General features: G+C 72.5%; 18 protein-coding genes and 4 pseudogenes. 14 read left to right on the top strand and 8 right to left on the bottom strand.

Going from position 1 to position 25,328, the window contains the following annotated elements; genetic code table 11:
• Nucleotides 1-22 precede the first annotated feature (22 nt).
• Entirely contained in the window at nt 23-514 is a 492-nt protein-coding gene (locus tag ACEXOX_RS24470) for an Lrp/AsnC family transcriptional regulator (RefSeq protein ID WP_406523277.1), read from the bottom strand.
• Nucleotides 515-741: 227 nt separating this feature from the next.
• Between ACEXOX_RS24470 and pdhA (ACEXOX_RS24465) the strand changes: the two genes are divergently transcribed.
• The 4 genes from pdhA (ACEXOX_RS24465) (at nt 742) to ACEXOX_RS24450 (ending at nt 5,917) form a co-directional block, all read left to right on the top strand.
• Nucleotides 742-1,971, top strand: coding sequence for a pyruvate dehydrogenase (acetyl-transferring) E1 component subunit alpha (gene pdhA / locus ACEXOX_RS24465; RefSeq protein WP_406523275.1), 1,230 nt, complete (start codon nt 742-744; stop codon nt 1,969-1,971).
• A complete protein-coding gene (locus ACEXOX_RS24460) occupies nt 1,968-3,002 on the top strand; it encodes an alpha-ketoacid dehydrogenase subunit beta (RefSeq protein WP_406523274.1) in 1,035 nt (344 codons plus the stop codon). Before pdhA (ACEXOX_RS24465) ends, ACEXOX_RS24460 begins: the two co-directional genes overlap by 4 nt.
• Complete coding sequence (locus ACEXOX_RS24455) at nt 3,002-4,744, top strand: dihydrolipoamide acetyltransferase family protein (protein WP_406523272.1); 1,743 nt, start codon at nt 3,002-3,004, stop codon at nt 4,742-4,744. The genes ACEXOX_RS24460 and ACEXOX_RS24455 overlap by 1 nt, the downstream gene beginning before the upstream one ends.
• 165 nt (nt 4,745-4,909) lie before the next feature.
• Nucleotides 4,910-5,917, top strand: coding sequence for an NTP transferase domain-containing protein (locus ACEXOX_RS24450; RefSeq protein WP_406526454.1), 1,008 nt, complete (start codon nt 4,910-4,912; stop codon nt 5,915-5,917).
• Nucleotides 5,918-6,428: 511 nt separating this feature from the next.
• Here ACEXOX_RS24450 and ACEXOX_RS24445 read toward each other — a convergent pair.
• A complete protein-coding gene (locus ACEXOX_RS24445) occupies nt 6,429-6,608 on the bottom strand; it encodes a hypothetical protein (RefSeq protein ID WP_406523270.1) in 180 nt (59 codons plus the stop codon).
• A 237-nt stretch (nt 6,609-6,845) separates the two neighbouring features.
• Here ACEXOX_RS24445 and ACEXOX_RS24440 point away from each other — a divergent pair, with 237 nt between their 5' ends.
• The 5 genes and pseudogenes from ACEXOX_RS24440 (at nt 6,846) to ACEXOX_RS24420 (ending at nt 12,826) form a co-directional block, all read left to right on the top strand.
• Nucleotides 6,846-8,498, top strand: a complete 1,653-nt coding sequence (locus tag ACEXOX_RS24440) for a molybdopterin molybdotransferase MoeA (protein WP_406523269.1) — start codon at nt 6,846-6,848, stop codon at nt 8,496-8,498.
• The gene (locus tag ACEXOX_RS24435) at nt 8,495-9,640 is read left to right on the top strand and encodes a potassium channel family protein (protein ID WP_406523268.1); all 1,146 of its coding nucleotides are present in this window, start codon (nt 8,495-8,497) and stop codon (nt 9,638-9,640) included. Before ACEXOX_RS24440 ends, ACEXOX_RS24435 begins: the two co-directional genes overlap by 4 nt.
• A 202-nt stretch (nt 9,641-9,842) precedes the next feature.
• A pseudogene (locus ACEXOX_RS24430) lies at nt 9,843-10,819 on the top strand (NAD(P)H-quinone oxidoreductase).
• A 352-nt stretch (nt 10,820-11,171) separates the two neighbouring features.
• Nucleotides 11,172-12,026, top strand: coding sequence for a hypothetical protein (locus ACEXOX_RS24425; protein WP_406523266.1), 855 nt, complete (start codon nt 11,172-11,174; stop codon nt 12,024-12,026).
• 234 nt (nt 12,027-12,260) lie between these two features.
• A pseudogene (locus ACEXOX_RS24420) lies at nt 12,261-12,826 on the top strand (bacterial proteasome activator family protein).
• An 80-nt stretch (nt 12,827-12,906) separates the two neighbouring features.
• Here the strand turns inward: ACEXOX_RS24420 and ACEXOX_RS24415 are convergent.
• A complete protein-coding gene (locus tag ACEXOX_RS24415; protein WP_406523264.1) occupies nt 12,907-14,733 on the bottom strand; it encodes a protein kinase domain-containing protein in 1,827 nt (608 codons plus the stop codon).
• A 493-nt stretch (nt 14,734-15,226) separates the two neighbouring features.
• Here ACEXOX_RS24415 and ACEXOX_RS24410 point away from each other — a divergent pair.
• Nucleotides 15,227-16,878: pseudogene (locus ACEXOX_RS24410) on the top strand (protein kinase domain-containing protein).
• 83 nt (nt 16,879-16,961) lie between these two features.
• On the opposite strand, the gene ACEXOX_RS24405 reads toward ACEXOX_RS24410, so the two are convergent.
• The 3 genes from ACEXOX_RS24405 to ACEXOX_RS24395 form a co-directional block, all read right to left on the bottom strand.
• Nucleotides 16,962-18,089 (bottom strand): phosphotransferase, encoded by a 1,128-nt coding sequence (locus ACEXOX_RS24405; RefSeq protein WP_406523263.1) that lies wholly within the window; start codon nt 18,087-18,089, stop codon nt 16,962-16,964.
• A gap of 23 nt (nt 18,090-18,112) precedes the next feature.
• Nucleotides 18,113-18,529: a pyridoxamine 5'-phosphate oxidase family protein gene (locus ACEXOX_RS24400; RefSeq protein WP_406523262.1), complete on the bottom strand. Its 417-nt coding sequence runs from the start codon at nt 18,527-18,529 to the stop codon at nt 18,113-18,115.
• A gap of 237 nt (nt 18,530-18,766) precedes the next feature.
• Nucleotides 18,767-19,426: a response regulator gene (locus ACEXOX_RS24395; RefSeq protein WP_406523260.1), complete on the bottom strand. Its 660-nt coding sequence runs from the start codon at nt 19,424-19,426 to the stop codon at nt 18,767-18,769.
• A 352-nt stretch (nt 19,427-19,778) separates the two neighbouring features.
• On the opposite strand from ACEXOX_RS24395, the gene pdhA (ACEXOX_RS24390) reads away from it, so the two are divergent.
• The 3 genes and pseudogenes from pdhA (ACEXOX_RS24390) (at nt 19,779) to ACEXOX_RS24380 (ending at nt 23,445) form a co-directional block, all read left to right on the top strand.
• Nucleotides 19,779-20,969, top strand: coding sequence for a pyruvate dehydrogenase (acetyl-transferring) E1 component subunit alpha (gene pdhA / locus ACEXOX_RS24390; RefSeq protein ID WP_406523258.1), 1,191 nt, complete (start codon nt 19,779-19,781; stop codon nt 20,967-20,969).
• Between the two features lie 2 nt (nt 20,970-20,971).
• The gene (locus ACEXOX_RS24385) at nt 20,972-21,955 is read left to right on the top strand and encodes an alpha-ketoacid dehydrogenase subunit beta (protein WP_406523257.1); all 984 of its coding nucleotides are present in this window, start codon (nt 20,972-20,974) and stop codon (nt 21,953-21,955) included.
• 21 nt (nt 21,956-21,976) lie between these two features.
• A pseudogene (locus ACEXOX_RS24380) lies at nt 21,977-23,445 on the top strand (dihydrolipoamide acetyltransferase family protein).
• Nucleotides 23,446-23,554: 109 nt separating this feature from the next.
• Here ACEXOX_RS24380 and ACEXOX_RS24375 read toward each other — a convergent pair.
• Nucleotides 23,555-23,731, bottom strand: a complete 177-nt coding sequence (locus ACEXOX_RS24375; RefSeq protein WP_406523256.1) for a hypothetical protein — start codon at nt 23,729-23,731, stop codon at nt 23,555-23,557.
• 239 nt (nt 23,732-23,970) lie between these two features.
• Between ACEXOX_RS24375 and ACEXOX_RS24370 the strand changes: the two genes are divergently transcribed.
• Complete coding sequence (locus ACEXOX_RS24370; protein WP_406523255.1) at nt 23,971-24,816, top strand: GNAT family N-acetyltransferase; 846 nt, start codon at nt 23,971-23,973, stop codon at nt 24,814-24,816.
• Here the strand turns inward: ACEXOX_RS24370 and ACEXOX_RS24365 are convergent.
• Nucleotides 24,779-25,222 carry an ATP-binding protein gene (locus ACEXOX_RS24365; protein ID WP_406523253.1) on the bottom strand — a complete coding sequence of 148 codons (444 nt, stop codon included), beginning with the start codon at nt 25,220-25,222 and terminating at the stop codon, nt 24,779-24,781. The genes ACEXOX_RS24370 and ACEXOX_RS24365 overlap by 38 nt on opposite strands.
• Nucleotides 25,223-25,328: the final 106 nt, after the last annotated feature.

The following is a 25,328-nucleotide window of genomic DNA, read 5'->3' as shown; positions in this document are numbered from 1 at the left end:
CGCCCCTGAACGGCTCGCTTGCCTAGCTCTGCTCGGCTCCCAGATCGGTCTCCTCGAAGACGAGCAGGGTACGGGTGCTGAGCACCTCCGGGATCGACTGGATACGGGTGAGGACCAGCTCCCGCAGCTCCTGGTTGTCCTTGGTGTGCACTAACAGCAGGACATCGAAATCGCCGCTGACCAGGGCGATGTGCGCGGCTCCCGGAAGCTCGGTGAGCTGGGCGCGTACCGTGCGCCAGGAGTTCTGCACGATCTTCAGCGTGACGTAGGCGGAGGCGCCCTGCCCGGCCCGTTCCTGGTCTATGCGCGCGCTGAAGCCGCGGATCACACCGTCGTCGATCAGCCGGTTGATGCGCGCGTAGGCGTTGGCACGCGAGACGTGTACACGCTCGGCGACGGAGCGTATCGAGGCGCGTCCGTCGGTCTGCAGCATGTGCAGGATCGCGCGGTCGATGGTGTCCAAGGGGCGGGCGGGCCGCTGCCCGCCGCCGTTGACCATCTGTTCGTCCGGCATACCGCCTCGCCTCCCCTGGATGGACGCCCTGTCCTCATCTCAGGCTGTGGAGAACCGATTGTCCACAGGCTGAGCCCGCCTGTAGCCAAAATGTGCCGACGACCGAACAATCGGTAGGTGCGGGCCACTCGCCCGTCCCCGTCGTTCTTCTACCCGCCCGTCGTCCCTCACCGATCCCGGCCAGGCGCTCCGCGCCACTCTTTCCGAAGTCCAAGGAGGTGCTCGTCATGACGGTTCTTGAGCAGCGCGGCAGCAGGAGGAGCGGGAGCTACTGGCCCGCACCGCCGCCCGCGTGGCGTCCCCGCGTGGACCCCGCGCCCCTCCTGCCCGACGCGGAGCCGTACCGGCTGCTGGGCACGGACGCCGCCGGCCGGATCGATGCGGCACTGCTGTCGGACCTGTACGAGCAACTGGTGCGCGGCCGCCGGTACAACGCCCAGGCCACGGCCCTGACGCGGCAGGGCAGGCTGGCGGTCTACCCGTCGTCCACCGGCCAGGAGGCGTGCCAGGTCGCCGCCGCCCGGGTGCTGAAGGAGCAGGACTGGCTCTTCCCCAGCTACCGCGACACCCTCGCCGCCGTGGCCCGCGGCCTCGACCCCGTACAGGCCCTCACCCTCCTGAGGGGCGACTGGCACACGGGGTACGACCCGCACGAGCACCGCATCGCCCCGTTGTGCACCCCGCTCGCCACCCAGCTCCCGCACGCGGTGGGCCTCGCGCACGCCGCGCGCCTGAAGGGTGACGACGTGGTGGCGCTCGCCCTGGTGGGCGACGGCGGCACCAGTGAGGGCGACTTCCACGAGGCGCTGAACTTCGCCGCGGTGTGGCAGGCCCCGGTGGTCTTCCTCGTCCAGAACAACGGGTTCGCGATCTCCGTACCGCTCGCCAAGCAGTCCGCCGCGCCGTCCCTCGCCCACAAGGCCGTCGGGTACGGGATGCCGGGCCGCCTGGTGGACGGCAACGACGCGCCCGCGCTGCACGAGGTGCTCGGTGAGGCGGTGGAGCGGGCGCGCCGGGGCGGGGGACCGACGCTCGTGGAGGCGCTCACGTACCGCATCGAGGCGCACACCAACGCCGACGACGCCACGCGCTACCGCACCGAGGCCGAGGTCGAGGAGTGGCGTGAGCACGACCCGATAGCCCTGGTGGAGCGGGAACTGTCCGAGCGCGGACTGCTCACCGACGACTTCGTGCAGCGCACCCGGGACGGCGCCGAGGAGTTGGCCGCCGCTCTCCGGGACCACATGAACCAGGACCCGGCCCTGGAGCCGATGGACCTGTTTGCGCATGTCTACGCCGAGCAGACCGCCCAGTTGCGCGAGCAGGCGGCGCAGCTGCGGGCCGAGCTGGAGGCCGAGGCGGCGGGCGCCGAAGGGGCCACCGAAGGAGACACCGCCACCGAAGGAGACACCGCCGGTGGGGCGGCGCGCGGCGCGGCTGGGGAGGAGCGGCCATGACGGCGACAGCGGCGGAGGCCGGACGCAAGCCCGCCAGCATGGCGCAGGCGCTGAACCGCGCGCTGCGCGACGCGATGGCCGACGATCCGGCGGTCCATGTGATGGGCGAGGACGTGGCGGAGCTGGGCGGGGTCTTCCGGATCACCGACGGTCTGGCCAAGGAGTTCGGCGAGGAGCGCTGCGGCGACACCCCGCTCGCCGAGGCGGGCATCCTCGGTACGGCGGTCGGCATGGCCATGTACGGTCTGCGGCCGGTCGTGGAGATGCAGTTCGACGCCTTCGCGTACCCCGGGTTCGAGCAGCTGATCAGCCATGTCGCCCGGATGCGCAACCGCACCCGGGGCGCCATGCCGCTGCCGCTGACCATCCGCGTCCCGTACGGCGGCGGGATCGGCGGCGTGGAGCACCACAGCGACTCCTCCGAGGCGTACTACCTCGCCACCCCCGGGCTCCAGGTCGTCACACCGGCGACGGTCGCCGACGCGTACGGGCTGCTGCGGGCGGCCATCGCCTCCGACGACCCGGTGGTCTTCCTCGAACCGAAACGGCTGTACTGGTCGCGCGCCGACTGGGCCCCCGACACCCCGGAACCGGTGGCCGAACTGGGCCGCGCGGAGATCCGGCGGCCCGGGCGCAGCGCCACACTGATCACGTACGGGCCGTCGCTGCCGGTCTGTCTGGAAGCGGCCGAGGCCGCCACCGCGGAGGGCTGGGACCTGGAGGTCCTCGACCTGCGCTCGCTGGTGCCCTTCGACGACGAGACGGTCTGCGCCTCGGTACGGCGTACGGGCCGCGCGGTCGTCGTGCACGAGTCCAGCGGCTTCGGCGGTCCTGGTGGGGAGATAGCCGCGCGTGTCACGGAGCGCTGTTTCCACCACCTGGAGGCGCCGGTGCTGCGGGTCGCGGGCTTCGACATCCCGTACCCGCCGCCCATGCTGGAGCGCCACCACCTGCCGGGTGTCGACCGGATCCTGGACACCGTCAGCCGGCTCCAGTGGGAGTCGGACTGGACCGAGGGGAGCGGTGACTGATGGCCGTGGTCCGTGAGTTCACGTTGCCCGACCTCGGAGAGGGCCTGACCGAGGCGACGGTGGTGCGATGGCTGGTCGAGGTCGGCGAGGTCGTCGCCGTCGACCAGCCGGTGGTCGAGGTGGAGACCGCGAAGGCCCTGGTGGACGTGCCGTGCCCGTACGGGGGTGTGGTCACCGCGCGGTTCGGGGACGAGGGGGCGGAACTGCCCGTCGGGTCGCCTTTGCTGACGGTGGCGGTCGGGTCGCAGGCAGAGGCAGAGGCAGAAGCAGGGCAGGGGGCGGGAGCGGGTCGGGGAGCTGGGGAGGGTGATGCGGGTGGTGTGGAGACGGCGGGTGTGGCTGGCGAGGCTGGTGGCGTTGTAGAGGGCGGTGGTGCAGGCGCAGGGGCGGGTGCAGGGGCCGGTGCGGGTGCGGGTGCGGGTGCGTCCGAAGGGTCGGGGAATGTGCTGGTCGGATACGGCACGAGTGCCGCGGCGGCGCGTCGGCGGCGGGTCCGTCCGCCCAGGACGGGTGCTGGGATGGCCGGGGGCACGAGTGGCGGAGCGGGCGGGGTTTCCGGGGCGGGGCGAAGTGAGACTTCGGAATCGGAGGACATGCGGCGGGGTGGTGGGGCGACCGGCCCGGTGCCGGTGATTTCACCGCTCGTCCGACGGCTGGCGCGGGAGCACGGGCTGGACCTGCGGGAGATACGCGGGACGGGGCCGGAGGGACTGATCCTGCGTACGGATGTGGAGCTGGTGGTACGGGCACGGGCGGCCGGGGCCGGGAACCGAGCGGAGGCCGGAGCCGTTCACGGGGCAGCCGGGGTCGTGACCGAGGCTGGGACCGGTACGGGAACTGGATTCGGAGCCCGGGGCGGGTTCGAGGTTGGTGCCGGTGCCGGTGCCGGTGCCGGGGCCGGTGCTGGGTCCGGGGTGCGGGTTGGCGGCGGGCTCTGGGCCGGTAGTGGTGCGAGCGCGTCGGTGGCCGGGGCCGGGAGTCTGGCCGGTGCGGCGGCCGGTGCGGCGGGTGGCGCGGCGGGTGGCGCGGTGGCGTCCGTGGGGCTGCCCCGGGAGGCCGAGCGCATACCGTTGCGGGGGATGCGGGGCGCCGCGGCGGAGAAGTTTCGGCGCAGTCGCCAGGAGATCCCCGACGCGACCTGCTGGGTGGACGCCGATGCCACGGAACTGCTCGCCGCACGGCGGGACATGAACGCGGCCGGTGGAGCGAAGGTGTCGCTGCTCGCGCTGCTGGCCCGTGTCTGTACGGCGGCGCTCGCGCGGTATCCGCAGCTCAACGCCACCGTCGACCTGGAGGCCAACGAGATCGTACGGCTGCCTGCCGTGCACCTGGGCTTCGCGGCGCAGACCGAGCGCGGACTGGTGGTGCCGGTCGTACGGGACGCGCACCGCCGTTCGGCCGAGGGACTGACCGCCGAGATGGCCCGGCTGACCGAGGCGGCCCGGAGCGGTGCGCTCGGCCTCGCCGACCTGACCCACGGCACCTTCACCCTCAACAACTACGGCGTCTTCGGCGTCGACGGCTCCACGCCGATCATCAACCACCCCGAGGCGGCGATGCTGGGTGTGGGCCGAATAACGGCGAAGCCGTGGGTCCACGAGGGCGAGTTGGCCGTACGCCAGGTCGTGCAGCTGTCGCTCACCTTCGACCACCGGGTGTGTGACGGCGGTACGGCCGGAGGGTTCCTGCGGTTCGTCGCGGACTGTGTGGAGCGGCCGGCGGTGTTGTTGCGCACGTTGTGAGCGGGCCCGGTCGGTGACCGGGACGCTCCCGGCGATACTCAAGGGGTGACCGACCACCAGACCGCGCACGGCCAGGGTCCGCACGAGCAGGACCCGCACGATCAGGATCCGGGCGGCCGGCGTCCGGACGACCGGAGTCCGGGCGAGCAGCGTCCGTACGACGTCATCGTGCCGGCCGGAGGTGCTGCCCGGCGGCTCGGCGGGGTGGACAAGCCCGCGGTGTCCGTCGGGGGGCGGCCGTTGCTGGACCGGGTGCTCGACGCCTGTGCCGACGCGGCGACCGCCGTCGTCGTCGGGCCCGCGAGGCGCACCGCGCGGCCGGTCCTGCACGCCCGTGAGGAGCCGCCCGGCGGTGGGCCGCTGGCCGCGCTCGACGCCGGGCTGCGGCACAGTACGGCGCCGGTCGTCCTCGTGCTCTCCGCCGACCTGCCGTTCCTGACCGGCGTGACCGTACGGGCCCTGCTCGCGGCGGCCGCGGAGGACGGGGCCGACGGTGCGCTGCTCCGGGACGCGGAGGGCCGGGACCAGCCGCTGGTCGCCGCATACCGGGCGGAGCCGCTGCGCCGTGCGCTGGACGGCGTACGGGCCGAGCGCGGCGCGCTCGCCGGGCTGCCGTTGCGTGCGCTGACGGGGCGGTTGGCGCTGCGCCGGGTGCCGGATCCGACGGCCGCGGCGTCCTTCGACTGCGACACCTGGGAGGACATCGAAGCGGCACGCGCCCGCATCAGGGAGCATGGAACCGTGTTGGACGAATGGATCACCGCAGCCAAGGCCGAACTGGGCATTGAACTCGATGTCGACACGGCGGCCCTTCTCGACCTCGCGCGCGACGCCGCGCACGGCGTGGCCAGGCCGGCGGCGCCACTGACGACGTTCCTGGTCGGTTACGCCGCCGGTCAGCAGGGCCGGGACGTGTCGGCCCTGGCGGAGAAGGCGGCCGCGCTGGCCAACCGCTGGGCCGCCGAGGCCGCTGAGAACACCGGAGCCGCTGAGAGCACTGGGGGCGTCGGGAGTACTGAGGTCGCGGAGAAGAGCGGGGCCGCTGAGAACACCGGGGCCGCCGAGGGCACCGGGAAGGCCGGGGGCGCTGGGAGCACCGGGCCCGCCGACAAGGCCGGTGCCACGCCGGAGGCGGCATTCGGGGACGAGCCGGAAGCGAAGCCGGCGGAATGACGGACGGGGAGTTCGACGACGCGCTGGCGTTGGCCAACGGCGGCCAGGTCGAGATGCCGCGCCGCGACGCGCACCGGCCGGCCGGCCATGACGCCGACGCCCAGAGTGTGCCGGGCCGGTACGACGACGGGCGGCGCGAAGGAAGCCGGTACGACGACGGGCGGCGTGAGCGGAGCCGGTCTGACGACGGCCGCGCGGGACGCCGCGGTGCCGGTGCCGGCCGGGTGGCGGAGCCAGGTGACGGGTACGAGTACGGGAACGCGAGCGCTTACGGGAACGAGGCCGGGCACGGAAACGGAGCCGGGCACGGGAACGAGGCCGGTTACGGATATGGGGGCGGGCCCGCTTCCGGTGCTGCCGCGTCCGCCTCCGGTGGAGACCGTTACGCGCCGGTCTTCGACGACGGTTACGCGTGGATCTTCGAAGAGCGGGAGCCGACCCGGGACACCAGCAGAGGCGGAAGAGCGCCGACAGCCGGTACGGGCCTGGACGACGACACGCGCCGGGGCCCCTACACGCCGTGGGAGGCCGCCCCGCCCGCAGGAGCGCACGAGCCGTCGCGCGCCCCCGGTGGTGCGCCCGACCCATCGTCCGCGCCCGTGCCCCGTACGTCTCCCCCGACGCGCCCCACCCCGCCCGCGACGACCACGCCGACCACCCGGGCGGCCGACTCCAGCGCCTCGGACGGCACCGGCGCTCCCGACCGCCCCAGTGACCCCGAACGCCCCGGCGTTTTCGAAGGCCCGAGCACCCCCGGTTTCCCGCCACCCCCATCGACCCCAGCACATCCAGTACTCCCAGCACCCCCATCGACCCCAACACCCCCAGCACCCCCGACCACCACGGCCGACGCACCCGGCACGACCACCCCGCGCCGACCTCGTGGCGTACGGCTCGCAGGATCGCCGCCCGTGCGCCGCACGGCCCGTTGCCCCCGGTCGTCTGCCCGCTGGGCAGTGCGGCGCTCGGCCGTACCCTCGCCGAGCCGCTGGTCGCGCTCACCGACCTGCCGTCCTTCGACACCTCCGCGATGGACGGCTGGGCGGTGGCCGGGCCCGGCCCCTGGCACCTCGCCGCCCGTACCCGCCCGGACGAGCGGGAGCACGGCATCCTGGCCGGTCACGAGCCGTCCGAAGGCGTGGCCGACGGTGACGCGGTACCGATCGCCACGGGCGCGCGCGTCCCGCCCGGCGCCACGGCCGTACTGCGCAGCGAACACGGTGAGGTACGCGTCCGGTCCACCGGGGGCGCGCAGCTGTACGCGCCCGCCCCCGTGCCGCACGGTCAGGACATCCGGCCGCGCGGCCAGGAGTGCCGCCGTGGCGACCAACTGCTGCCCGCCGGAGCCCTGGTGACCCCGGCCGTACTGGGTCTGGCCGCCGCCGCGGGGTACGACGCGCTGACCGCGTACGCCCGGCCGCGTGTCGAAGTGCTGGTGCTCGGTGACGAGTTGCTGGGTTCCGGGCTGCCCGCCGAGGGGCTGATCCGGGACGCGCTCGGCCCGATGATCACCCCCTGGCTGCGCGCGCTGGGCGCGGAGGCCGGGCCGCCTCGCCATCTCGGGGACGACGCCGAGATGTTGTACGACGCCCTCGCGTCCTCGGAAGCCGATCTGGTGATCACCACCGGGGGTACGGCGTCCGGGCCGGTCGACCATGTGCATCCCACGCTGCGCAGGCTGGGGGCGGAGGTTCTGGTGGACGGCGTGACGGTACGCCCCGGGCACCCCATGCTCCTCGCCCGCATCCCGGACCACTCCCACCACCCGGGCCAACAAGGCCACCCGGGCCAACCGGATCACCCGGGCCACCCGACTCCCGGCCGTCTTCTCGTTGGGCTGCCCGGCAACCCCCTCGCTGCCGTGTCAGGCCTGCTCACCCTGGCGGAACCGGCACTGCGTACGCTCGCCGCCCGCCGCCGGCTGCCCTCCTACCGGGCGCCGCTGACCGCCGACGTACCCGGCCACCCGCACGACACGCGGCTGGTCCCGGTCGCCTTCCGGGACGGCGCGGCCGACGAGGGGGACGGTGACGGTGGCGCGGTCGTACCGCTGCGTTTCAGCGGGCCGGCCATGCTGCGCGGCATCGCGGCGGCCGACGCGATGGCGGTCGTACCGCCCGGTGGCGCCGCCCGCGGTGACGAGGTCGAACTCCTCGACCTGCCCTGGACCGCCGACGGAACGGCGGACGCGGTGACGGGATGGACGCCCGAGGCACCCGCCCCGTACGACGCAACCGCCCCATCCGCCCCGACCACCGAACGCGCCGCACCCGCCGCACCCGCTGCCCCCACCGCACCCAACACCAGCGACCGCCCCGAACCCCGCACCACCCCACACCCACGCTCGAACGTTTCCGCGCCCCGCCCGCCGGCCGACGCCGGCCCGGAAGCCACCCCACCCGGCCCAAAGCCGCCCGGCCCCCCTCCGTCCGGCCCAAAGCCGCCCGGCCCCCCTCCGTCCGGCCCCACGCCGTCCAGCTCCACCGAACCCGGCCCCACAAGCCAGACCGGACCCGCCGGCCCCACCGACCCGACCGGCCCGACCGGCCCCACCGACCCGACCGGCGGAGGCGCCGCGTGAAGCTCCCCACCCATGACGCCGCCGCGCGCGAGGTCCCCGAGGAGTCCAGCCACCGCGTCGTGCTGCCCCGCCGCACCCCGGTGGCGCCGCTGCGTCAGGTAGCGCGCCGGCTGCTGATGGCCCTGCTCGTGCTCGTCGCGACGGTGGCCATCGTCTGGGTCGACCGCGACGAGTACCACGACAACGCCAACGGCTCCGTCGACTTCCTCGACTGCGTCTACTACGCCACCGTCACGCTCTCCACCACCGGTTACGGCGACATCGTCCCGTACGGAGACGGCGCGCGGCTGCTGAACATCCTGCTCATCACGCCCCTCCGGGTCCTCTTCCTGATCATCCTGGTCGGCACCACGCTCGAAGTCCTCACCGAGCGCACCCGCGAGCAGTGGCAACTGAACCGCTGGAGAAACGCCTTGCGCGACCACACCGTCATCGTCGGATTCGGCACCAAGGGCCGGTCCGCGGCCCAGACCCTGCGCGCGACGGGCCTGACCCGCGACCGCATCGTCATCGTCGACCCGAGCCCCAAGGTCATCGACTCGGCGGTGGCCGAGGGCTTCGTGGGCGTGGTCGGCGACGCGACGCGCAGCGACGTCCTCGTACGGGCCGAGATCCAGCGGGCCCGGCAGGTCGTCATCGCCACCCAGCGCGACGACACGGCCGTCCTCGTCTCGCTCACCGCCCGCCAGCTCAACAAGAAGGCCAACATCGTCGCGGCCGTACGGGAGGAGGAGAACGCGCCGCTGCTCCGCCAGTCCGGCGCCGACATGGTCATCACCTCGGCCAGCGCCGCCGGCCGCCTGCTGGGGCTGTCGGTGCACAGCCCCAGCGCCGGTACGGTCCTGGAGGACCTGATCCAGCAGGGCAGCGGGCTGGACCTGATCGAGCGCCCGGTGGTGAAGGCCGAGGTCGGCAAGTCGGTACGGGAGACCGACGACCTGATCGTCTCCGTGCTGCGCGGGCACCGGCTGCTCGGGTACGACGACCCGGCGGCCAGCCCGTTGCAGGCCGCCGACCGGGTGATCACCATCGTCCGGGCCGCGTCGGCCGAACAGCAGGACGGCCCGACCAAGCCCGGCGTGAAGCCGATGATTCCCGGTACGGGGGTGTCCTCGATGGCCCCCGTGCGCCGGGACGACTAGGGCGCTTCTGACGGATCTCCGCGGCATCGCGACGCCCGGCACCCACTCTCGCCGCACGGCGCAAAGGGACAGGTGGCTCCGCCACATGACCCTTCACACCGCACACCGAGAGCACGCACCGAACACCGCTCGGTGTGCTCCACGGAGATCCATCAGAAACGCCCGAGAGCGTTCCGGCAGGTGGCGGAGTAGCCTCGCGGCCATGCGTGCGATCACCATTCCCGAACCCGGCGGTCCCGACGCCCTCGTATGGGCGGAGGTGCCCGACCCGCAACCGTCCGAGGGGAGGTCCTGGTCGAGGTGGCGGCCACGGCCGTCAACCGCGCCGACCTCCTCCAGCGCCAGGGCTTCTACGATCCGCCGCCCGGCGCGCCCCCGTACCCCGGCCTGGAGTGTGCCGGGCGCGTCAAGGCCCTCGGCCCGGGGGTCAGCGGCTGGTCGGTCGGCGACGAGGTGTGCGCGCTGCTGGCGGGCGGCGGGTACGCGGAGCAGGTCGTCGTCCCCGCGGGTCAGCTGATGCCCGTACCGAAGGGCCTCGACATGGCCGCCGCCGCGGCGCTGCCCGAGGTGACGTGCACCGTTTGGTCCAATGTGTTCATGATCGCGCACTTGCGGCCCGGTGAGACGCTGCTCGTGCACGGCGGCTCCAGCGGCATCGGCACGATGGCGATCCAGCTCGCCAAGGCCGTCGGCGCCCGGGTCGCGGTCACCGCGGGCAGCGCCGACAAGCTGGCCCGCTGCGCCGAACTGGGCGCCGACATCCTGGTCAACTACCGGGACCAGGACTTCGTCGAGGAGGTGCGCAAGGCCACCGACGGCAAGGGCGCGGACGTCATCCTGGACATCATGGGCGCCAAGTACCTCGAACCGAACGTCAAGGCGCTGGCCACCAACGGGCGGCTCGCGATCATCGGCCTCCAGGGCGGCGCCAAGGGCGAGTTGAACCTCGGCGCGCTGCTGACCAAGCGCGGCGCCGTCACCGCCACCTCGTTGCGCGGGCGTCCGCTGGCCGAGAAGGCGTCGATCGTCGCGGCGGTACGCGAACACGTGTGGCCGCTGATCGAGAACGGCCAGGTCAAGCCGATCGTGGACCGTACGCTGCCAATCGCGGAGGCCCCCGAGGCCCACCGGGTCGTGGACGCGAGCGGCCACGTGGGCAAGGTCGTCCTGACGGTCTGAGCCCACCGCCTCCGAGGCCGTCTGACGGTCTGAGCCCACCGCCTCCCGGGCCGTCTGACGGTCTGAGCCCACCGCCTCCCGGGCTGTCCGACGGTCCGAGCCCACCAGCTCCCGGGCCGTCTGACGGGTCTGGTCCCACCGCCTCCCGGGCCGCGCCACCCCCCTGGCCGTGTGCCCGATACGCCCGAGATGCCGCTGCCCACCCTCCGTGTGACGCTGAGGAGATCAGGCGACGGCTCCGCAGGCCCGGGAGGTCATGGGCGTGACTTCGGAACGCGTGACCCTGGGCCCGGTGGCTCCGGAACCTTCAATTCCGGTATGTGCGGTGCCGGAATCGCAGGTTCCAAAACCCGTGGCCGTGGCGCTGCGGCAGCAGCGGCGGCCCCGCCCTCACCGCTCTCGCCCCCGCTCCCGCCCCCGCCTCCAGACGGCCTCCGGCCTGCTGCTCTGCACCGCCGCGCTGCTGCCCCTACCCCACGCGACCGCCACCGCGTCAGCAGCCACGGCAGCGGCCATGGCTGCGGAGGCCGTTCTCGACGGCGGTGACACCTCCGGCCGTAGCCAGGCCCCCGATACGGGCCCGAGCACTCCCATCGCCACCCGCAGCCCCAGCCATCACCACAGCCATCACCACCACCCCCACAGCACCCCCCGCCCCCACGCCACCCAGCACTCCACCCCCGACCCGCTGGCCGCGCTAGAACAGGCCAACCCGCTGAGCCCCCTCCTCCCGGTCCCGCTCGGCCCCCTGTTCGGTTCCGGTGCGGGCCCCGCCCGTCCGGCCCTGCCGTCGGAGCCGCACCCGTCCACCCCGGACGCCGCTCCCTCGGCCGGCGGCGCGGGCGCTCCGGATGGTCACGCCTCCCGTACCCCGTCCCCCGCTGTCACCTCGCAACGCCCTGGAACGGCCTCTCCCGCCCCCGCGGCCACTCGGCGGGGTGATCTGACCGGACGGCTCGCCCGCCGCCCCTACGTGCCCCTGCCGCCTCTCCAGGCCCCCGCTCCGACGGCGTCCGCCGTCCGCTCGCACGGCCCCTCCCGCTACGCGCCCGGCGCGGTGCCCGGCGCCGCCTCAGCCGCGTCTCGGGCCCCGTACGCCGATTCCGGGCCGGGCAGCGGCGTCCACCGGGTCCTGCCGCTGGGCGCCGGCATGGCCCTGACCGGCCTCGGCCTCGGCTTCATCGCCCTGCGCCTGAGACGTTCCTGACCACGCTCCACATCCCCGGCCCGAAACCGGCCCAAAGCCCTCCCCGGACCTCTCCCCAAAGCCCACCCTGCCCTCTCCCCGAGCGCCCACCCGGGCCCCTCCCAAAACCCCACCCGGGCCCCTCCCCGAGCCTCTCCCCGAACCTCTCCCCAAAGCTCACCCACCCCCAGAGGTTGGATCACCTTTCTCCCAGGGCACAACCGTTCCTAGCCGGCTGTACGAGAGAATGGCGGCATGGATATGCCGATGAACGAACGGTCGCAGGAGAGCCCGCACGTCCTGGTGGTCGGCCCGGACGGAATGGCTCTCGGCAGCGCCGGCTCCGGTGGCGGGGACGGCGACGACGAGTCCCGTGAGGTTCCCGTGACGGACATGGTCGAACAGCCCGCAAAGGTCATGCGCATCGGCAGCATGATCAAGCAGCTTCTCGAAGAGGTGAAGGCGGCGCCGCTGGACGAGGCGAGCCGGGTGCGCCTCAAGGAGATCCACTCCAGCTCGGTCAAGGAGCTGGAGGACGGCCTGGCGCCCGAGCTGGTCGAGGAGCTGGAGCGGCTGTCCCTGCCGTTCACCGACGACTCGGTGCCCACGGACGCGGAACTGCGGATCGCGCAGGCCCAGTTGGTCGGCTGGCTGGAAGGTCTGTTCCACGGCATCCAGACCGCGCTGTTCGCCCAGCAGATGGCGGCTCGCGCCCAGTTGGAGCAGATGCGCCGCGCGCTGCCGCCCGGTGCGGTGCCGGCCGACGACATGGAACAGCCCAACCCCGGTCAGGGGGCGCCCGCTCGGGCCCGTACCTCTGACCCGCTCAAAGGGCCCGCCGCGCACCCCGCGCGCCGGGCCCTTCCGATGTGCGTGCCGGTGGTGCGGCCCGCCCCCGCCCCTACGAACGCTTCCCCGTGGACACGGTCAGGTGAATCTTCTCGCCGCCCTTGGGGTCCCACAGGTTGCTCGGGGACTGGCTGAGGACGGTGTTCTTGCCGTAGATGGAGCTGCTGCGCTCGGAGATCTCGTACGACCAGCCGGCCGCGTCCATGCACTGCTTCACCGAGGTCAGGTTCTTGCCGTAGAAGGAAGGCAGGAAGATCTTGCCCTTCTGGCTGTAGCTCTTGGCCGGGTCGGTGCAGCGCGTGGTGGAGATGGTGGCCGTCGGGTCCTCGGGCTTGACCGAGGGGGACGGCGAGTAGGTGTACGGGCTGGTGCGGCGCGTGTTCGTGTTCTCGCTGCCGCCGCTCAGGCCGATGCCGATGGCGATCGCGGTGACCACGACCACGCCGATGATGGCGGAGACGACGATCACCGGGGTGTTGCCACGGCCGCCGGAACGGTTGCCGCCCGGCCGCTGGCCGACCGGGGCGGGCGTCGGCGCGGGGGTCGACGGGCCCGCGTACGGCGGCGGGGTCTGGAAGCCGCTGTTGAACGGAGCCGGACCCTGAGCCGGGACCGGCCCCGACGTCCCGATCGGCCCCTGTGCCGGAACCGGCCCCTGAGCCCCCATCGGCCCCGAAGCCCCCATCGGCCCCGGACCCGGAATCGGCCCCGGATAGCCGCTGACCGGCGGCGGTGTCGCCGCCGCCGACGGCCCGAACCCCTGCCCCCCGGCCGCCGACGGGCCGGGCCCCATCCGCGGGCCGGCCTGCGGAGCGGCCTGCGTCGGCTGGTACGGCGTCTGGACGTTCGGCGGGACCGGGGTGTGGGGCCCGGCGGCGTTCGGGGAAGCGGTCGGGAAGACCGCGGAGGCCACCGAGGCGCCGCTGGTGCGGGCGCGCGGGCCCTCGCTGATGATCAGCGGGGTGGCGCCGGACTGGCCCGAACCGGCGACGCGCAGGCACTCGTCCCGCATCGCCTCGGCGGTCGGGAACCGCTCGTTGGGGTTCTTCTTCAGCGCGCGGGCGACCAGCGCGTCCACGGCGGGCGGCAGCGACCGGTTGATGCCGGAGGGGACCGGCGGTTCCTCCTGGACGTGCGCGTAGGCGATGGCCAGCGGGGAGTCCGCGTCGAAGGGGAGCCGGCCGGTCAGCAGCTCGAAGAGCATGATGCCGACCGAGTACAGGTCGGAGCGGGCGTCCACGCCGCGGCCCAGGGCCTGCTCGGGCGAGAGGTACTGCGGGGTGCCGACGACCATGCCGGTCTGCGTCATGGAGGTGACGCCGGACTGCATGGCGCGGGCGATGCCGAAGTCCATGACCTTGACGACGCCGCGCTTGTTCAGCATGACGTTGCCGGGCTTGATGTCCCGGTGGACCAGGCCCATCTCGTGGCTGGCCTCCAGGGCGGCCAGCACATCGGCGGTGATCTTCAGGGCCTTCTCGGTGGGCATCGCACCGTGCTGGGCGATGTCGGCGTCCAGGTCGGAGCGGAGCGGCCGGCCCGCCACGTACTCCATGACGATGTACGGCACCACGCCGCCGTCCCCGGCGCCGGAGGCGCTGTCGGACAGCGTGTCCTCGCCGGAATCGAACACCGAGACGATGTTGGTGTGCGTGAGCTTCGCCACGGACTGGGCCTCGCGCCGGAAGCGTTCGCGGAACGCCTGCTCGCGGCCGAGCTCGGTGTGCAGCGTCTTGATCGCGACCTCGCGGTCCAGGACGCTGTCGTACGCGAGGTGTACGGACGCCATGCCGCCGGCGCCCAGAAGATCACGGAGCTGGTAGCGTCCCCCGCCGACCGAACGGCCCTCGTACCCGTCCTGAGCGCCGTCCTGGCTCATGGTTCCGCTTCCCCCTTGGCGCGCTGTTCCCGCGCACGTGTTGCGGCGCGCCGCGCCTCGTGGCTGTTGCCGTGCCCGTCCGTGCCGCCCTGTGTGACCTGTTGACGTGCACAGACGTTACTCAACGTGGTGGGCCCCCGGTACCTGCGGCAGGTGGTGGGCCCGCGGCACGTGCGCCTGCGGACGTGCCGAGATCAGTATGGGTTGTACCGGGATCGTGGCCGAATCCCAGCCCAGTGTCCACCAGGGCGCGGACACGTCAAGCTGTGTGCCCGTTCCGTGACCGGATGCGCAAGATCCCATTACGGTCCCGGACCGTCCGGGCCGCCGATCGGCGTGCGACCGCCCGGGGTTAACTTGCGACAATGGGGCCGTAGAAGGTGTGATGACCGGTCCATCACGGGACCGGCGTGTGCCGCGGAGCCTGTAGCGTGCTCTAGCGAAGACCGAGACCTTACCGCTGTGATGCGGATCGATACGACGGCGAGGACCGATGGCACCGACGCAGAGCCCCCAGGGCCCGTCCGATCCTGATGCCACCGGCTCCCACTCTCCTGATGCAAATCCTTCCGATGCACCGGAGATGTGGGGCAATGGCGGTTTGGTGGGCGACGGACGCTACCGGCTCACGCACCGGCTCGGCCGTGGCGGCATGGCGGAGGTGTTCGCCGCCGAGGACGTGCGCCTCGGCCGCACCGTCGCCGTCAAGCTGCTGCGCGCCGACCTCGCGGAGGACCCGGTCTCCAAGGCCCGCTTCACCCGTGAGGCACAGTCCGTCGCGGGGCTGAACCACCACGCGGTGGTGGCGGTGTACGACTCCGGCGAGGACTACGTCGGCGGCACCACCGTGCCGTACATCGTCATGGAGCTGGTCGAGGGCCGCACCATCCGCGACCTGCTGCTGAACGCGGACGCCCCGCCGCCGGACCAGGCGCTGATCATCGTCTCCGGGGTGCTGGAGGCGCTGGCCTACAGCCACCAGCACGGCATCGTGCACCGTGACATCAAGCCCGCGAACGTGATCATCACGCACGGCGGCGCGGTCAAGGTGATGGACTTCGGCATCGCCCGCGCGCTGCACGGCGCGCAGTCGACGATGACCCAGACCGGCATGGTCATGGGCACGCCGCAGTACCTCTCGCCCGAGCAGGCCCTCGGCAAGACCGTGGACACCCGCTCCGACCTGTACGCGACCGGCTGCCTGCTGTACGAACTGCTGGCCCTGCGTCCCCCGTTCACCGGCGAGACCCCGCTGTCGGTCGTCTACCAGCACGTCCAGGACATCCCGGTGCCGCCGTCCGAGGTCGCCGGGGCGGTCCCGCCGGAGCTGGACGGCCTGGTCATGCGCTCGCTGGCCAAGGACCCGGACGACCGTTTCCAGACCGCGGAGGAGATGCGCGGGCTGGTCCAGTACGCCCTGCAGATGCTGCACGAGCAGGGCGGCCACTCCGGTACGTGGAACACCGGCCCGGTCGCCGTGCACGGGGGCGGACACACCCCGGCCCTGGGGTCGGCCGCCGCCACCACGGCCCTGCCGCACCCGGACCACGGGCAGACCACGGCCCAGCCGATCCTGCCCCCGGTATGCGGGACGGCGACGGCGGCTACGAGGGCGGGCACCGGCCCGCCAAGGGCAGCCGCGGCAGGATCTGGCTGATCGCGGCGCTCGCGGTGATCGCCATCGCGGTCGGTGTGGCCATCGCGCTGCAGAAGACGGCCGGTGACGGGAAGAAGGACACGAAGCCGACCCCGAGCCCGTCGGTCTCCCAGAGCTCGGAGCAGAAGCCCTCCGACGAGCCGTCCGACGAGCCGACCAACACGTACTCGGAGCCGGGCAGCTCGGGCGGCAACTCGCACACGTACAACCCGCCGACGACGCGCTACCCGAGCACGCCGCGCACCTCCAAGCCGCCCAGCTCGCCGCCGCCGTCGAGCAACCCGCCCACGACGACGCCGACCACCAGGCCGACCAACGGCGGCACCACCCAGGGCAACACGAGCAGCGGTGCCAACGGCGGCAACGGCGGGGACTCCAACGGCAACACGTCGAACGGCAACACGAGCAGCGGCAACACGAACGCCGGGACGACCGCGGGCAGCGGCCCGGGCGGCAGCGGCGCCGTCGGCGACCTGGACGGGAACTGACCGCCTTCCCGCCTGACCACCGCACCGCCTGACCACCGGTCAGCGCCCGCCTGACCACCGGTCAGGGGCCGCACGACCACCCCTCACCCCTTCGTCCGAACACAGCGGGCGGCCGGACCACCGGCCGCCCGCTGCGTCGTCCCCGGCCCCCTCACTCCGTGCAAGCCCCCTTCACTCCGTGAAAGCCCCCGCACCGCCGCGTACTCCCGCGTCCACCACACCGCCAGCGCGGCCGCAGCCGGGAACTGCGGGTCGGCCCGCCGGTCGCCGAGCCGGTAGCGCCAGTCGAGCATCCAGAAGTCGTTGAGGCGCTCCCACCACACCCGGTGGACGGCGGCGGCCAGTTCCGCCGCGCAGGCGCCCGAGGCGCGGCGGTAGGCGCCCGCGTACGCCCGTACCTTCGGCAGGTCGAGGGTGCCGGCGGGCTGGACGAAGAAGATGGCCGCGGCCCGTACGGCCTCCTCGGCGCGGGGCTGCACGCCCAGCCGGTCCCAGTCGACGATGGCGGCGGGCTCGGCGCCCCGGTAGAGCAGGTTGAGCGGGTGGAAGTCGCCGTGGACCCAGCCGGCGGCCGGTACCTGCGCCGCCGCCGGCCGCCGGTGCGCCTCCCGTTCCAGCAGCGTCCGGCGCTCCAGCAGGCGGTGTTCGGCGAGTTCGTCGAAGCTGCTGCGCGGGCGGGTCCGGCGGGCCAGCGCGAGCAGTTCGCCGATCATCTCGAAGGTCCGTGCCGGGTCGGCGCCCGGATGCTCGTACGGAGTACGGGGCCCCGCCGGGTCGCGCGTTATGACCTGCTCCAGCGCGGTGTGCACATGGCCCAGCAGGGCGCCCAGGCGGCGTGACTGGAGCCGGGTGAGGGCGGCGCCGTCGCGGTGGCGGCCCTCGACCCACGGGTGCAGCGCGTAGCACCGGCCGCCGAGGACCGTGACCGTGCGGCCGTCCGCGTCGGCGAGCGGCGGGGCGACCGGCAGGCCGAGCGCGCCCAGGCGGCGCGTGGCGCGGTGCTGGCGGGCGATGGCGGCCTGGTCGCCGTCGAGGTGGTGTTTGAGGAAGTAGCGGCCGTGGGTGGTGGCGAGGCGGTAACCGCGGTTGAGCAGCCCCTCGGCGACCGGCTCGCACGTCAACGGCTCCCCGGCGCCGTAACGGCGCAGCAGGGAGCCGAGGATGTGTCCGTCGGGCGTGGTCACCGTCCGGACATCGGATGAGCGCAGCACGCGCCAGATGTTAGATCACCGCGTCACGCTGAGTGGGCGTAACGGAACACAGGGACATCACAGAGGTAGTGGACCTTGACAAACTCCGGTTCTATGCGGAGGAAAACCGGGTCGAAGGGCTCTCCGTCGGCCAGCCGCGGCGTGGGTCCGAACAGTTCGAACTCGGCTGGCGTGGGCGCGATGGCCCGGGCGGTGCCGGTGAACTGGACGGACCAGGTGTCGTTGGCGCCGGAGTTCACGTTGTCGGCCTCGTAGGCGACGACGTTGCCGTCCAGGGCGCGGTGGTAGCCGTGGCCGCGGTGCAGCCGCAGCAGTAGCCGGCCTTCGGTCACGACATGCCGCGTGACGGCGGTGAAGGGCAGCGCCCGCTGGCTGGCCGACACCCGTCCGTAAGGGACGCGGTTCAGCAGCTCGATGGCGTGGAGGTCGTCGGTGGGCATGGCTACACCCTGCCGTGCCGGTGCGTACGAAAGTAGAGGCACCCGCCCTGGTGGAAACGGGACGTTGGTCCTGAATCGTGCGGCAATTCTCTGCTTCGGTGCCGTTTCAGGAGGTCAGAGCGGTTACGGGCGCCGAATTTTTCCCACTCTTGAACGTTCGCCCACGTCCGCCCATGTCCATCCTCGTCCACCCAAGACATTTTCCACACGGAAAAACCCCAGGATTTTCACGCGGCGCTACTGCCGCTCCGCCTGCATCCGCGCCACATAGGCGGCCGCCTGCGACCGGCGCTCCATGCCCATCTTGGAGAGCAGGCTGGAGACGTAGTTCTTGATCGTTTTCTCGGCGAGGTGCAGCCGCTCGCCGATCACCCGATTGGTCAGCCCCTCGCCGATCAGGTCGAGGATCTTGCGCTCCTGCTCGGTCAGGTTGGCCAGCCGCTGGTCGCCGCGCGGATTGTTGCCGTCGCGCAGACGTTCCAGTACGCGGGCGGTGGCCACCGGGTCCAGCAGCGACTTGCCGGCCGCCACGTCCCGTACGGCGGTCAGCAGCTCGTTGCCGCGGATCGCCTTGAGCACGTACCCGGACGCACCCGCCATGATGGCGTCGAACAGAGCTTCGTCGTCCGCGAAAGACGTGAGCATCAGGCATTTGATCGACTCGTCCTGGGAGCGGATCTCCCGGCAGACCTCCACACCGCTGCCGTCCGGCAGCCGGACGTCCAGCACGGCCACGTCCGGACGCGTCGCAGGGATCCTGACCAGGGCATCTGCGGCGGTACCGGCCTCGCCGACCACCTCGATGTCCGCCTCCACCGAGAGCATCTCGTGGACGCCGCGCCGTACGACCTCGTGGTCGTCGAGCAGGAATACCGTGATTTTTCCGTCGTCGCGCACACGATCAGTCTCACACACCAACTCTTCCCGTGCTCCAGGTCACCGATATAACGTGCCGTTGTCCCGGCGGACTGCAACGCTGTGAACAGGGGATTGCCGACTGGTCGGCGCGCATGCTCGGAAATCCAAGCAAAATACTTGGAACCCCAAGCAAAGTCGCAGGTCAGGGCCCCTTTCGCCTAGGCTCCGGAAGTAGGGCACAACGCCCCTTCCGGCAGGCCGTGGCCGGGGCACCTTGTTCCACCCGGGCCGCGCCGTGCCGCACACACCCCGTGCGCCGTATCGGATACCGGGTGAGCCGCAATACGGCCACCGGCGGACCCCGGGGGCCGGACAGACGGAGGAGCAGCACGTGACCGTGGAGAGCACTGCCGCGCGGAAGAACACCCGCGGTGGCGGCAAGCGCACCACCGCAAAGAAGGCGTCACCCGCCAAGGCGAAGGCGGCCGCCCCGGCCCCTGCCGAGGCGGAGCAGGATCAGCTGGTACAGCTGCTGACCCCCGAGGGCAAGCGCGTCGAGCACCCCGAGTACGCGATCGACATCTCGGACGGGGAACTGCGCGGGCTGTACCGGGACATGGTCCTCACGCGGCGCTTCGACGCCGAGGCGACCACCCTCCAGCGCCAGGGCGAGCTGGGCCTGTGGGCCTCGCTGCTGGGCCAGGAGGCCGCCCAGATCGGCTCCGGGCGCGCGCTGCGCGACGACGACTACGTCTTCCCGACCTACCGGGAGCACGGGGTCGCCTGGTGCCGCGGTGTGGACCCGACGAACCTGCTGGGCATGTTCCGCGGCGTGAACAACGGCGGCTGGGACCCCAACAGCAACAACTTCCACCTGTACACGATCGTGATCGGCTCCCAGGCGCTGCACGCGACCGGCTACGCCATGGGCGTCCAGAAGGACGGCGCCGACTCGGCCGTCATCGCGTACTTCGGTGACGGCGCCTCCAGCCAGGGCGACGTGGCCGAGTCCTTCACCTTCTCCGCGGTCTACAACGCCCCCGTGGTGTTCTTCTGCCAGAACAACCAGTGGGCGATCTCCGAGCCCACCGAGAAGCAGACCCGCGTCCCGCTCTACCAGCGCGCCCGCGGCTACGGCTTCCCCGGCGTGCGGGTGGACGGCAACGACGTCCTGGCCTGCCTGGCGGTGACCAGGGCGGCCCTGGAGCGGGCCCGTGCGGGAGAGGGCCCGACGCTGGTCGAGGCGTTCACGTACCGGATGGGCGCCCACACCACCTCCGACGACCCGACGCGCTACCGCGCCGACGAGGAGCGCGAGGCGTGGGAGGCCAAGGACCCGATCCTGCGGCTGCGCACCTACCTGGAGACCGAGGGCATCGCCGACCAGGCCTACCTGGACTCCGTCGAGGAGGAGAGCGAGACGCTGGGCAAGCGGGTGCGTGAGGTGGTGCGCACGATGCCCGACCCGGACACCATGGCCATTTTCGAGAACGTGTACGCCGACGGACACGCGCTCGTGGACGAGGAGCGCGCGCAGTTCGCCGCGTATCAGGCGTCGTTCGCGGACGCGGAGGAGAACTGACCATGGCTGTCTTCGAGAAGATCACGCTGTCCAAGGCGATCAACGCCTCGCTGCGCGCCTCCATGGAGGCCGACCCCAAGGTCCTGATCATGGGCGAGGACGTCGGCAAGCTCGGCGGCGTCTTCCGCGTCACCGACGGGCTGCAGAAGGACTTCGGCGAGGAGCGGGTGATCGACACGCCGCTGGCCGAGTCCGGCATCGTCGGCACCGCCATCGGCATGGCGCTGCGCGGCTACCGGCCGGTGGTGGAGATCCAGTTCGACGGTTTCGTCTTCCCCGCGTACGACCAGATCGTCACCCAGCTCGCCAAGATGCACGCCCGCGCGCTCGGCAAGATCAAGATGCCGGTCGTCATCCGTATCCCCTACGGCGGCGGCATCGGCGCGGTCGAGCACCACTCCGAGTCCCCGGAGGCGCTGTTCGCGCACGTCGCGGGCCTGAAGTGCGTCTCGCCCTCGAACGCCTCGGACGCGTACTGGATGATGCGTCAGGCCATCGAGAGCGACGACCCGGTCATCTACTTCGAGCCCAAGCGCCGCTACCACGACAAGGGCCGCCTGGACACCGAGGCGATCCCGGACCCGTTGCACGTGGCGCGGGTGGCGCAGGCCGGTACGGACGTGACGCTGGCCGCGTACGGCCCGATGGTCAAGGTCTGTCTGGACGTCGCCAAGGTCGCCGCCGAGGAGGGCAAGTCGGTCGAGGTCCTGGACCTGCGCTCGATCTCGCCCATGGACTTCGACGCGATCCAGTCCTCGGTGGAGAAGACCCGGCGGCTGGTCGTCGTCCACGAGGCACCGGTCTTCCTCGGTTCGGGCTCGGAGATCGCCGCCCGCATCACCGAGCGGTGCTTCTACCACCTGGAGGCGCCGGTGCTGCGGGTGGGCGGTTTCCACGCGCCGTACCCGCCGTCCAGGCTGGAGGACGAATACCTGCCGGGACTCGACCGGGTGCTCGACGCGGTCGACCGCGCGCTGGCGTACTGAAGGGCTTGAGGAGTAGTGACCATGACCGCAGCCGAGCAGCGCTTCCGCGAGTTCAAGATGCCCGACGTGGGCGAGGGACTCACCGAGGCCGAAATCCTCAAGTGGTACGTGAAGCCGGGTGACACCGTCACCGACGGGCAGGTCATCTGCGAGGTGGAGACCGCCAAGGCCGCCGTGGAGCTGCCCTGCCCGTACGAGGGCGTGGTGCACGCGGTGCATTTCGAGGAGGGCGCCACGGTCGACGTGGGCACCTCGATCATCGCCGTGGACACCGACCCCGGCGCCGGCCCGGCCGAGGCACCCGCCCCGGCCGCCGAGGCTGGGCCCGCTCCGGCCGCCGACGAGGAGGAGGCCGAGTCGCAGGGCCGGCAGGCCGTCCTCGTCGGGTACGGCGCGGCCCCGTCGTCCACCAAGCGGCGGGCGCGCAAGCCGCAGCCGGGCGCACCGGCGCGGGAGCCGGCCGCCGCGGCGGTCCAGGCGGAGCTGAACGGCCACACCGCGGCGTCGGCCCCGGCCGCCCCCGCCACTCCGGCACCTCCGGCCCCCTCCGCCCCGGCTGCCGTCCCCGCGGCCGGGCGCCCGCTGGCCAAGCCCCCGGTCCGTAAGCTGGCCAAGGACCTCGGCATCGACCTGGCCACGGTCACCCCGACCGGCCCGGACGGCGTGATCACCCGCGAGGACGTGCACGCCGCCGCGGCCCCCGCGCCCGCGGCCGAGGCCCCGGCCCCGGCCGCGCAGCCGGCCGCCACCGGAGCCGCCGCGTCCGTCCCGGGCTCCGAGGCGTTCCGCGCGCGGGAGACCCGTATCCCGGTCAAGGGCGTACGGAAGGCCACCGCGCAGGCGATGGTCAACAGCGCCTTCACCGCGCCGCACGTCACGGAGTTCGTCACCGTCGACGTGACCCGCACGATGAAGCTCGTCCAGGAGCTGAAGCAGGACCCCGACATGGCGGGCCTGCGCGTCAACCCGCTGCTGCTCGTCGCCAAGGCGCTGCTGGTCGCCATCAAGCGCAACCCCGAGATCAGCGCGGCCTGGGACGAGGAGAACCAGGAGATCGTCCGCAAGCACTACGTGAACCTGGGCATCGCCGCGGCCACCCCCGCGGTCTGATCGTCCCGAACATCAAGGACGCGGACGCCAAGACCCTGCCGCAGCTGGCCGCCGCGCTCGGCGAGCTGGTCACCACGGCCCGCGAGGGCAGGACGGCGCCCGGCGACATGGCGGGCGGCACGGTGACCATCACCAACGTGGGCGTCTTCGGCGTCGACACCGGCACTCCGATCCTCAACCCCGGGGAGCCGGCGATCCTCGCCTTCGGCGCGGTCAAGCTCCAGCCCTGGGTGCACAAGGGCAAGGTCAAGCCCCGTCAGGTCACCACGCTGGCGCTCTCCTTCGACCACCGGCTGGTCGACGGCGAGCTGGGCTCCAAGGTCCTCGCGGACATCGCGGCGATCCTGGAGCAGCCCAAGCGGCTGATCACCTGGGCCTGACGGGTCACGGCCCGGGCTCCGGCCCCGGCCCCCGCACCGCAAGAGGGCGGGCCCGGAGGCGACCGAAACGGTTCGCCTCCGGGCCCGCCCTCACGACGTTCTGCTCTGCTCAGCCCCGGATGATCTCGACGGCGCGGCTGAGGTGCCCCACGGGCCCGTCCGTCGCCGCGTGGTCGGCCTGTGCCGCGCCCTTCGTCAGCGCGATACCGCCCCACAGCGCGGCCACGAGCAGTGCGACCATGACGGTGGTCCGAGCACGTCGGCCGGCGTTCGTCCTGGACTGCATGGTGGTCTCCCCTTGCGTACGGTTCGGAGCCTGACTTCCAGCCCCTCCCTTCCATTACGTCACGGGAAAACGCCGATGTCGTACGCGCCAGGTACAGACTCACGTCAGCCTTAAGTCGGACACCGGCGGGGCTCCGGATACATCCTTCGGCAGATTGCGGCGGCGCGACGGGGGCGCCGGAGCCGCTGCGGCCCGCAAATGCAGTTGCCGACTCCCCCGTCCTCCCTACCGTCGACCGGATGAGCAGCGCGACGATCATCCGCCCCTACCGCCCGGCTGACGAGCCCGCCGTCATGGACCTGTGGTCCCGCGCCGTACGCCGGGCCCACCCGTTCATCGAGGGCGAGGGTACGGGTGAGCGCGCCCGCGAGGTCCGCGAGGTGTACCTCGTGCAGGCCGACAACTGGGTGGCTGAGGACCGTCAAGACGGCACCGTCCTGGGCCTTCTCGGCCTCCTGGACTCCGAGATCGGCGGCCTCTTCGTCGCCCCCGAGGCGCAGGGCCGCGGCATCGGCGCCCAGCTCCTCGAACACGCCGCGTCTCTCCACGGCGCCCTCACCCTCGGAGTCTTCGCCCGCAACGAGGCGGCCCGCGCGTTCTACGCCCACCTCGGCTTCACGGAACGCGACCGCCGCACGGACGAGGCCACCGGCGAGGAGGTGATCACCCTGGCCCGCCCGGCGCCCCTGCGCTCCGTGGGCTGGCTGCACGTACGCGACGGCCGCCTGCTCAGCGTCCGTACGCGCGGCAACGACACGTTCTACCTGCCCGGCGGCAAGTACGAACCGGGGGAGACCGCCCCCGAGGCGCTGTCCCGCGAACTCTCCGAGGAACTGGGCCTGACGGTCCCGGCCGCCGACCTCACCGAGGCCTTCACCGTCCACGCCACGGCCCACGGCGCGAACGCCGGCCGCCCCCTGCACATGACGTGCTTCACCGGCGGCCCCCAGGACATCGCCCCCGCGCCCGGCCGCGAGATCGCCGAATACGCCTGGTTCGACCGCCACGAGGCGCGCGAGCGCTGCGCGCCGGCTCACATGCGGGTGGTCAGCCGCCTGATCGCGCAGGGCCGCATGACCGCTTGACGGCGCGGGGCCGGAGCCCCAGCTCCGCCCACACGGTCTTGCCGACGGTACGGGGCTCGACCCCCCACCGGTCGGCGAGGCCGTTGACGAGCACGAGCCCGTGCCCCGAAGTGGAGGCCACCCCGCGCCTCTTCCGCGGCACGCGCTCCCCACGCGGATCACTCACCTCGACCCGCAACAGCGACGGCCCCATCACCAGCCGCACCCGGAAAAGCCGCCCCCGCAACGTCCCGTGCAGCAGCGCGTTGGTGGCCAGCTCCGAAACGATCAGCGCCGCGTCCCCGGCGGCTTCGGCCTGCCCCCACTCCGCCACCAGCCGCGCCGCCCGCCGCCGGGCGAGGGAGACGCTGCGGGCGGTGGGGGTGTAGTCGAGCTTGTCTTCGTGGACGAGTTGGGAAACTGGCATGGCTGATCGCCTCCGTCTTGGGGCCAACGTTCTCGCTGTGCGAGCGAGTGGCAACAGACGGTAGTGTTGCTGTGCGTGATGAGGCAAGTTGCTCGCGCAGAAATAT

It is taken from the genome of Streptomyces sp. Ac-502 (genome assembly GCF_045222935.1).
GTDB lineage: Bacteria > Actinomycetota > Actinomycetes > Streptomycetales > Streptomycetaceae > Streptomyces > Streptomyces monomycini.
Note: the sequence above shows the minus strand (reverse complement) of the source record. Positions and strands in the feature narration are given on the sequence as shown.

Excerpts from the sequence above, each read along its gene's own strand:
- ACEXOX_RS24470 (WP_406523277.1), bottom strand. The coding sequence starts at position 514 with ATGCCGGACGAACAGATGGTCAACGGCGGCGGGCAGCGGCCCGCCCGC.
- pdhA (WP_406523275.1), top strand. The coding sequence starts at position 742 with ATGACGGTTCTTGAGCAGCGCGGCAGCAGGAGGAGCGGGAGCTACTGG.
- ACEXOX_RS24460 (WP_406523274.1), top strand. The coding sequence starts at position 1,968 with ATGACGGCGACAGCGGCGGAGGCCGGACGCAAGCCCGCCAGCATGGCG.
- ACEXOX_RS24455 (WP_406523272.1), top strand. The coding sequence starts at position 3,002 with ATGGCCGTGGTCCGTGAGTTCACGTTGCCCGACCTCGGAGAGGGCCTG.
- ACEXOX_RS24415 (WP_406523264.1), bottom strand. The coding sequence starts at position 14,733 with ATGAGCCAGGACGGCGCTCAGGACGGGTACGAGGGCCGTTCGGTCGGC.
- ACEXOX_RS24400 (WP_406523262.1), bottom strand. The coding sequence starts at position 18,529 with ATGCCCACCGACGACCTCCACGCCATCGAGCTGCTGAACCGCGTCCCT.
- ACEXOX_RS24385 (WP_406523257.1), top strand. The coding sequence starts at position 20,972 with ATGGCTGTCTTCGAGAAGATCACGCTGTCCAAGGCGATCAACGCCTCG.
- ACEXOX_RS24375 (WP_406523256.1), bottom strand. The coding sequence starts at position 23,731 with ATGCAGTCCAGGACGAACGCCGGCCGACGTGCTCGGACCACCGTCATG.
- ACEXOX_RS24370 (WP_406523255.1), top strand. The coding sequence starts at position 23,971 with ATGAGCAGCGCGACGATCATCCGCCCCTACCGCCCGGCTGACGAGCCC.
- ACEXOX_RS24365 (WP_406523253.1), bottom strand. The coding sequence starts at position 25,222 with ATGCCAGTTTCCCAACTCGTCCACGAAGACAAGCTCGACTACACCCCC.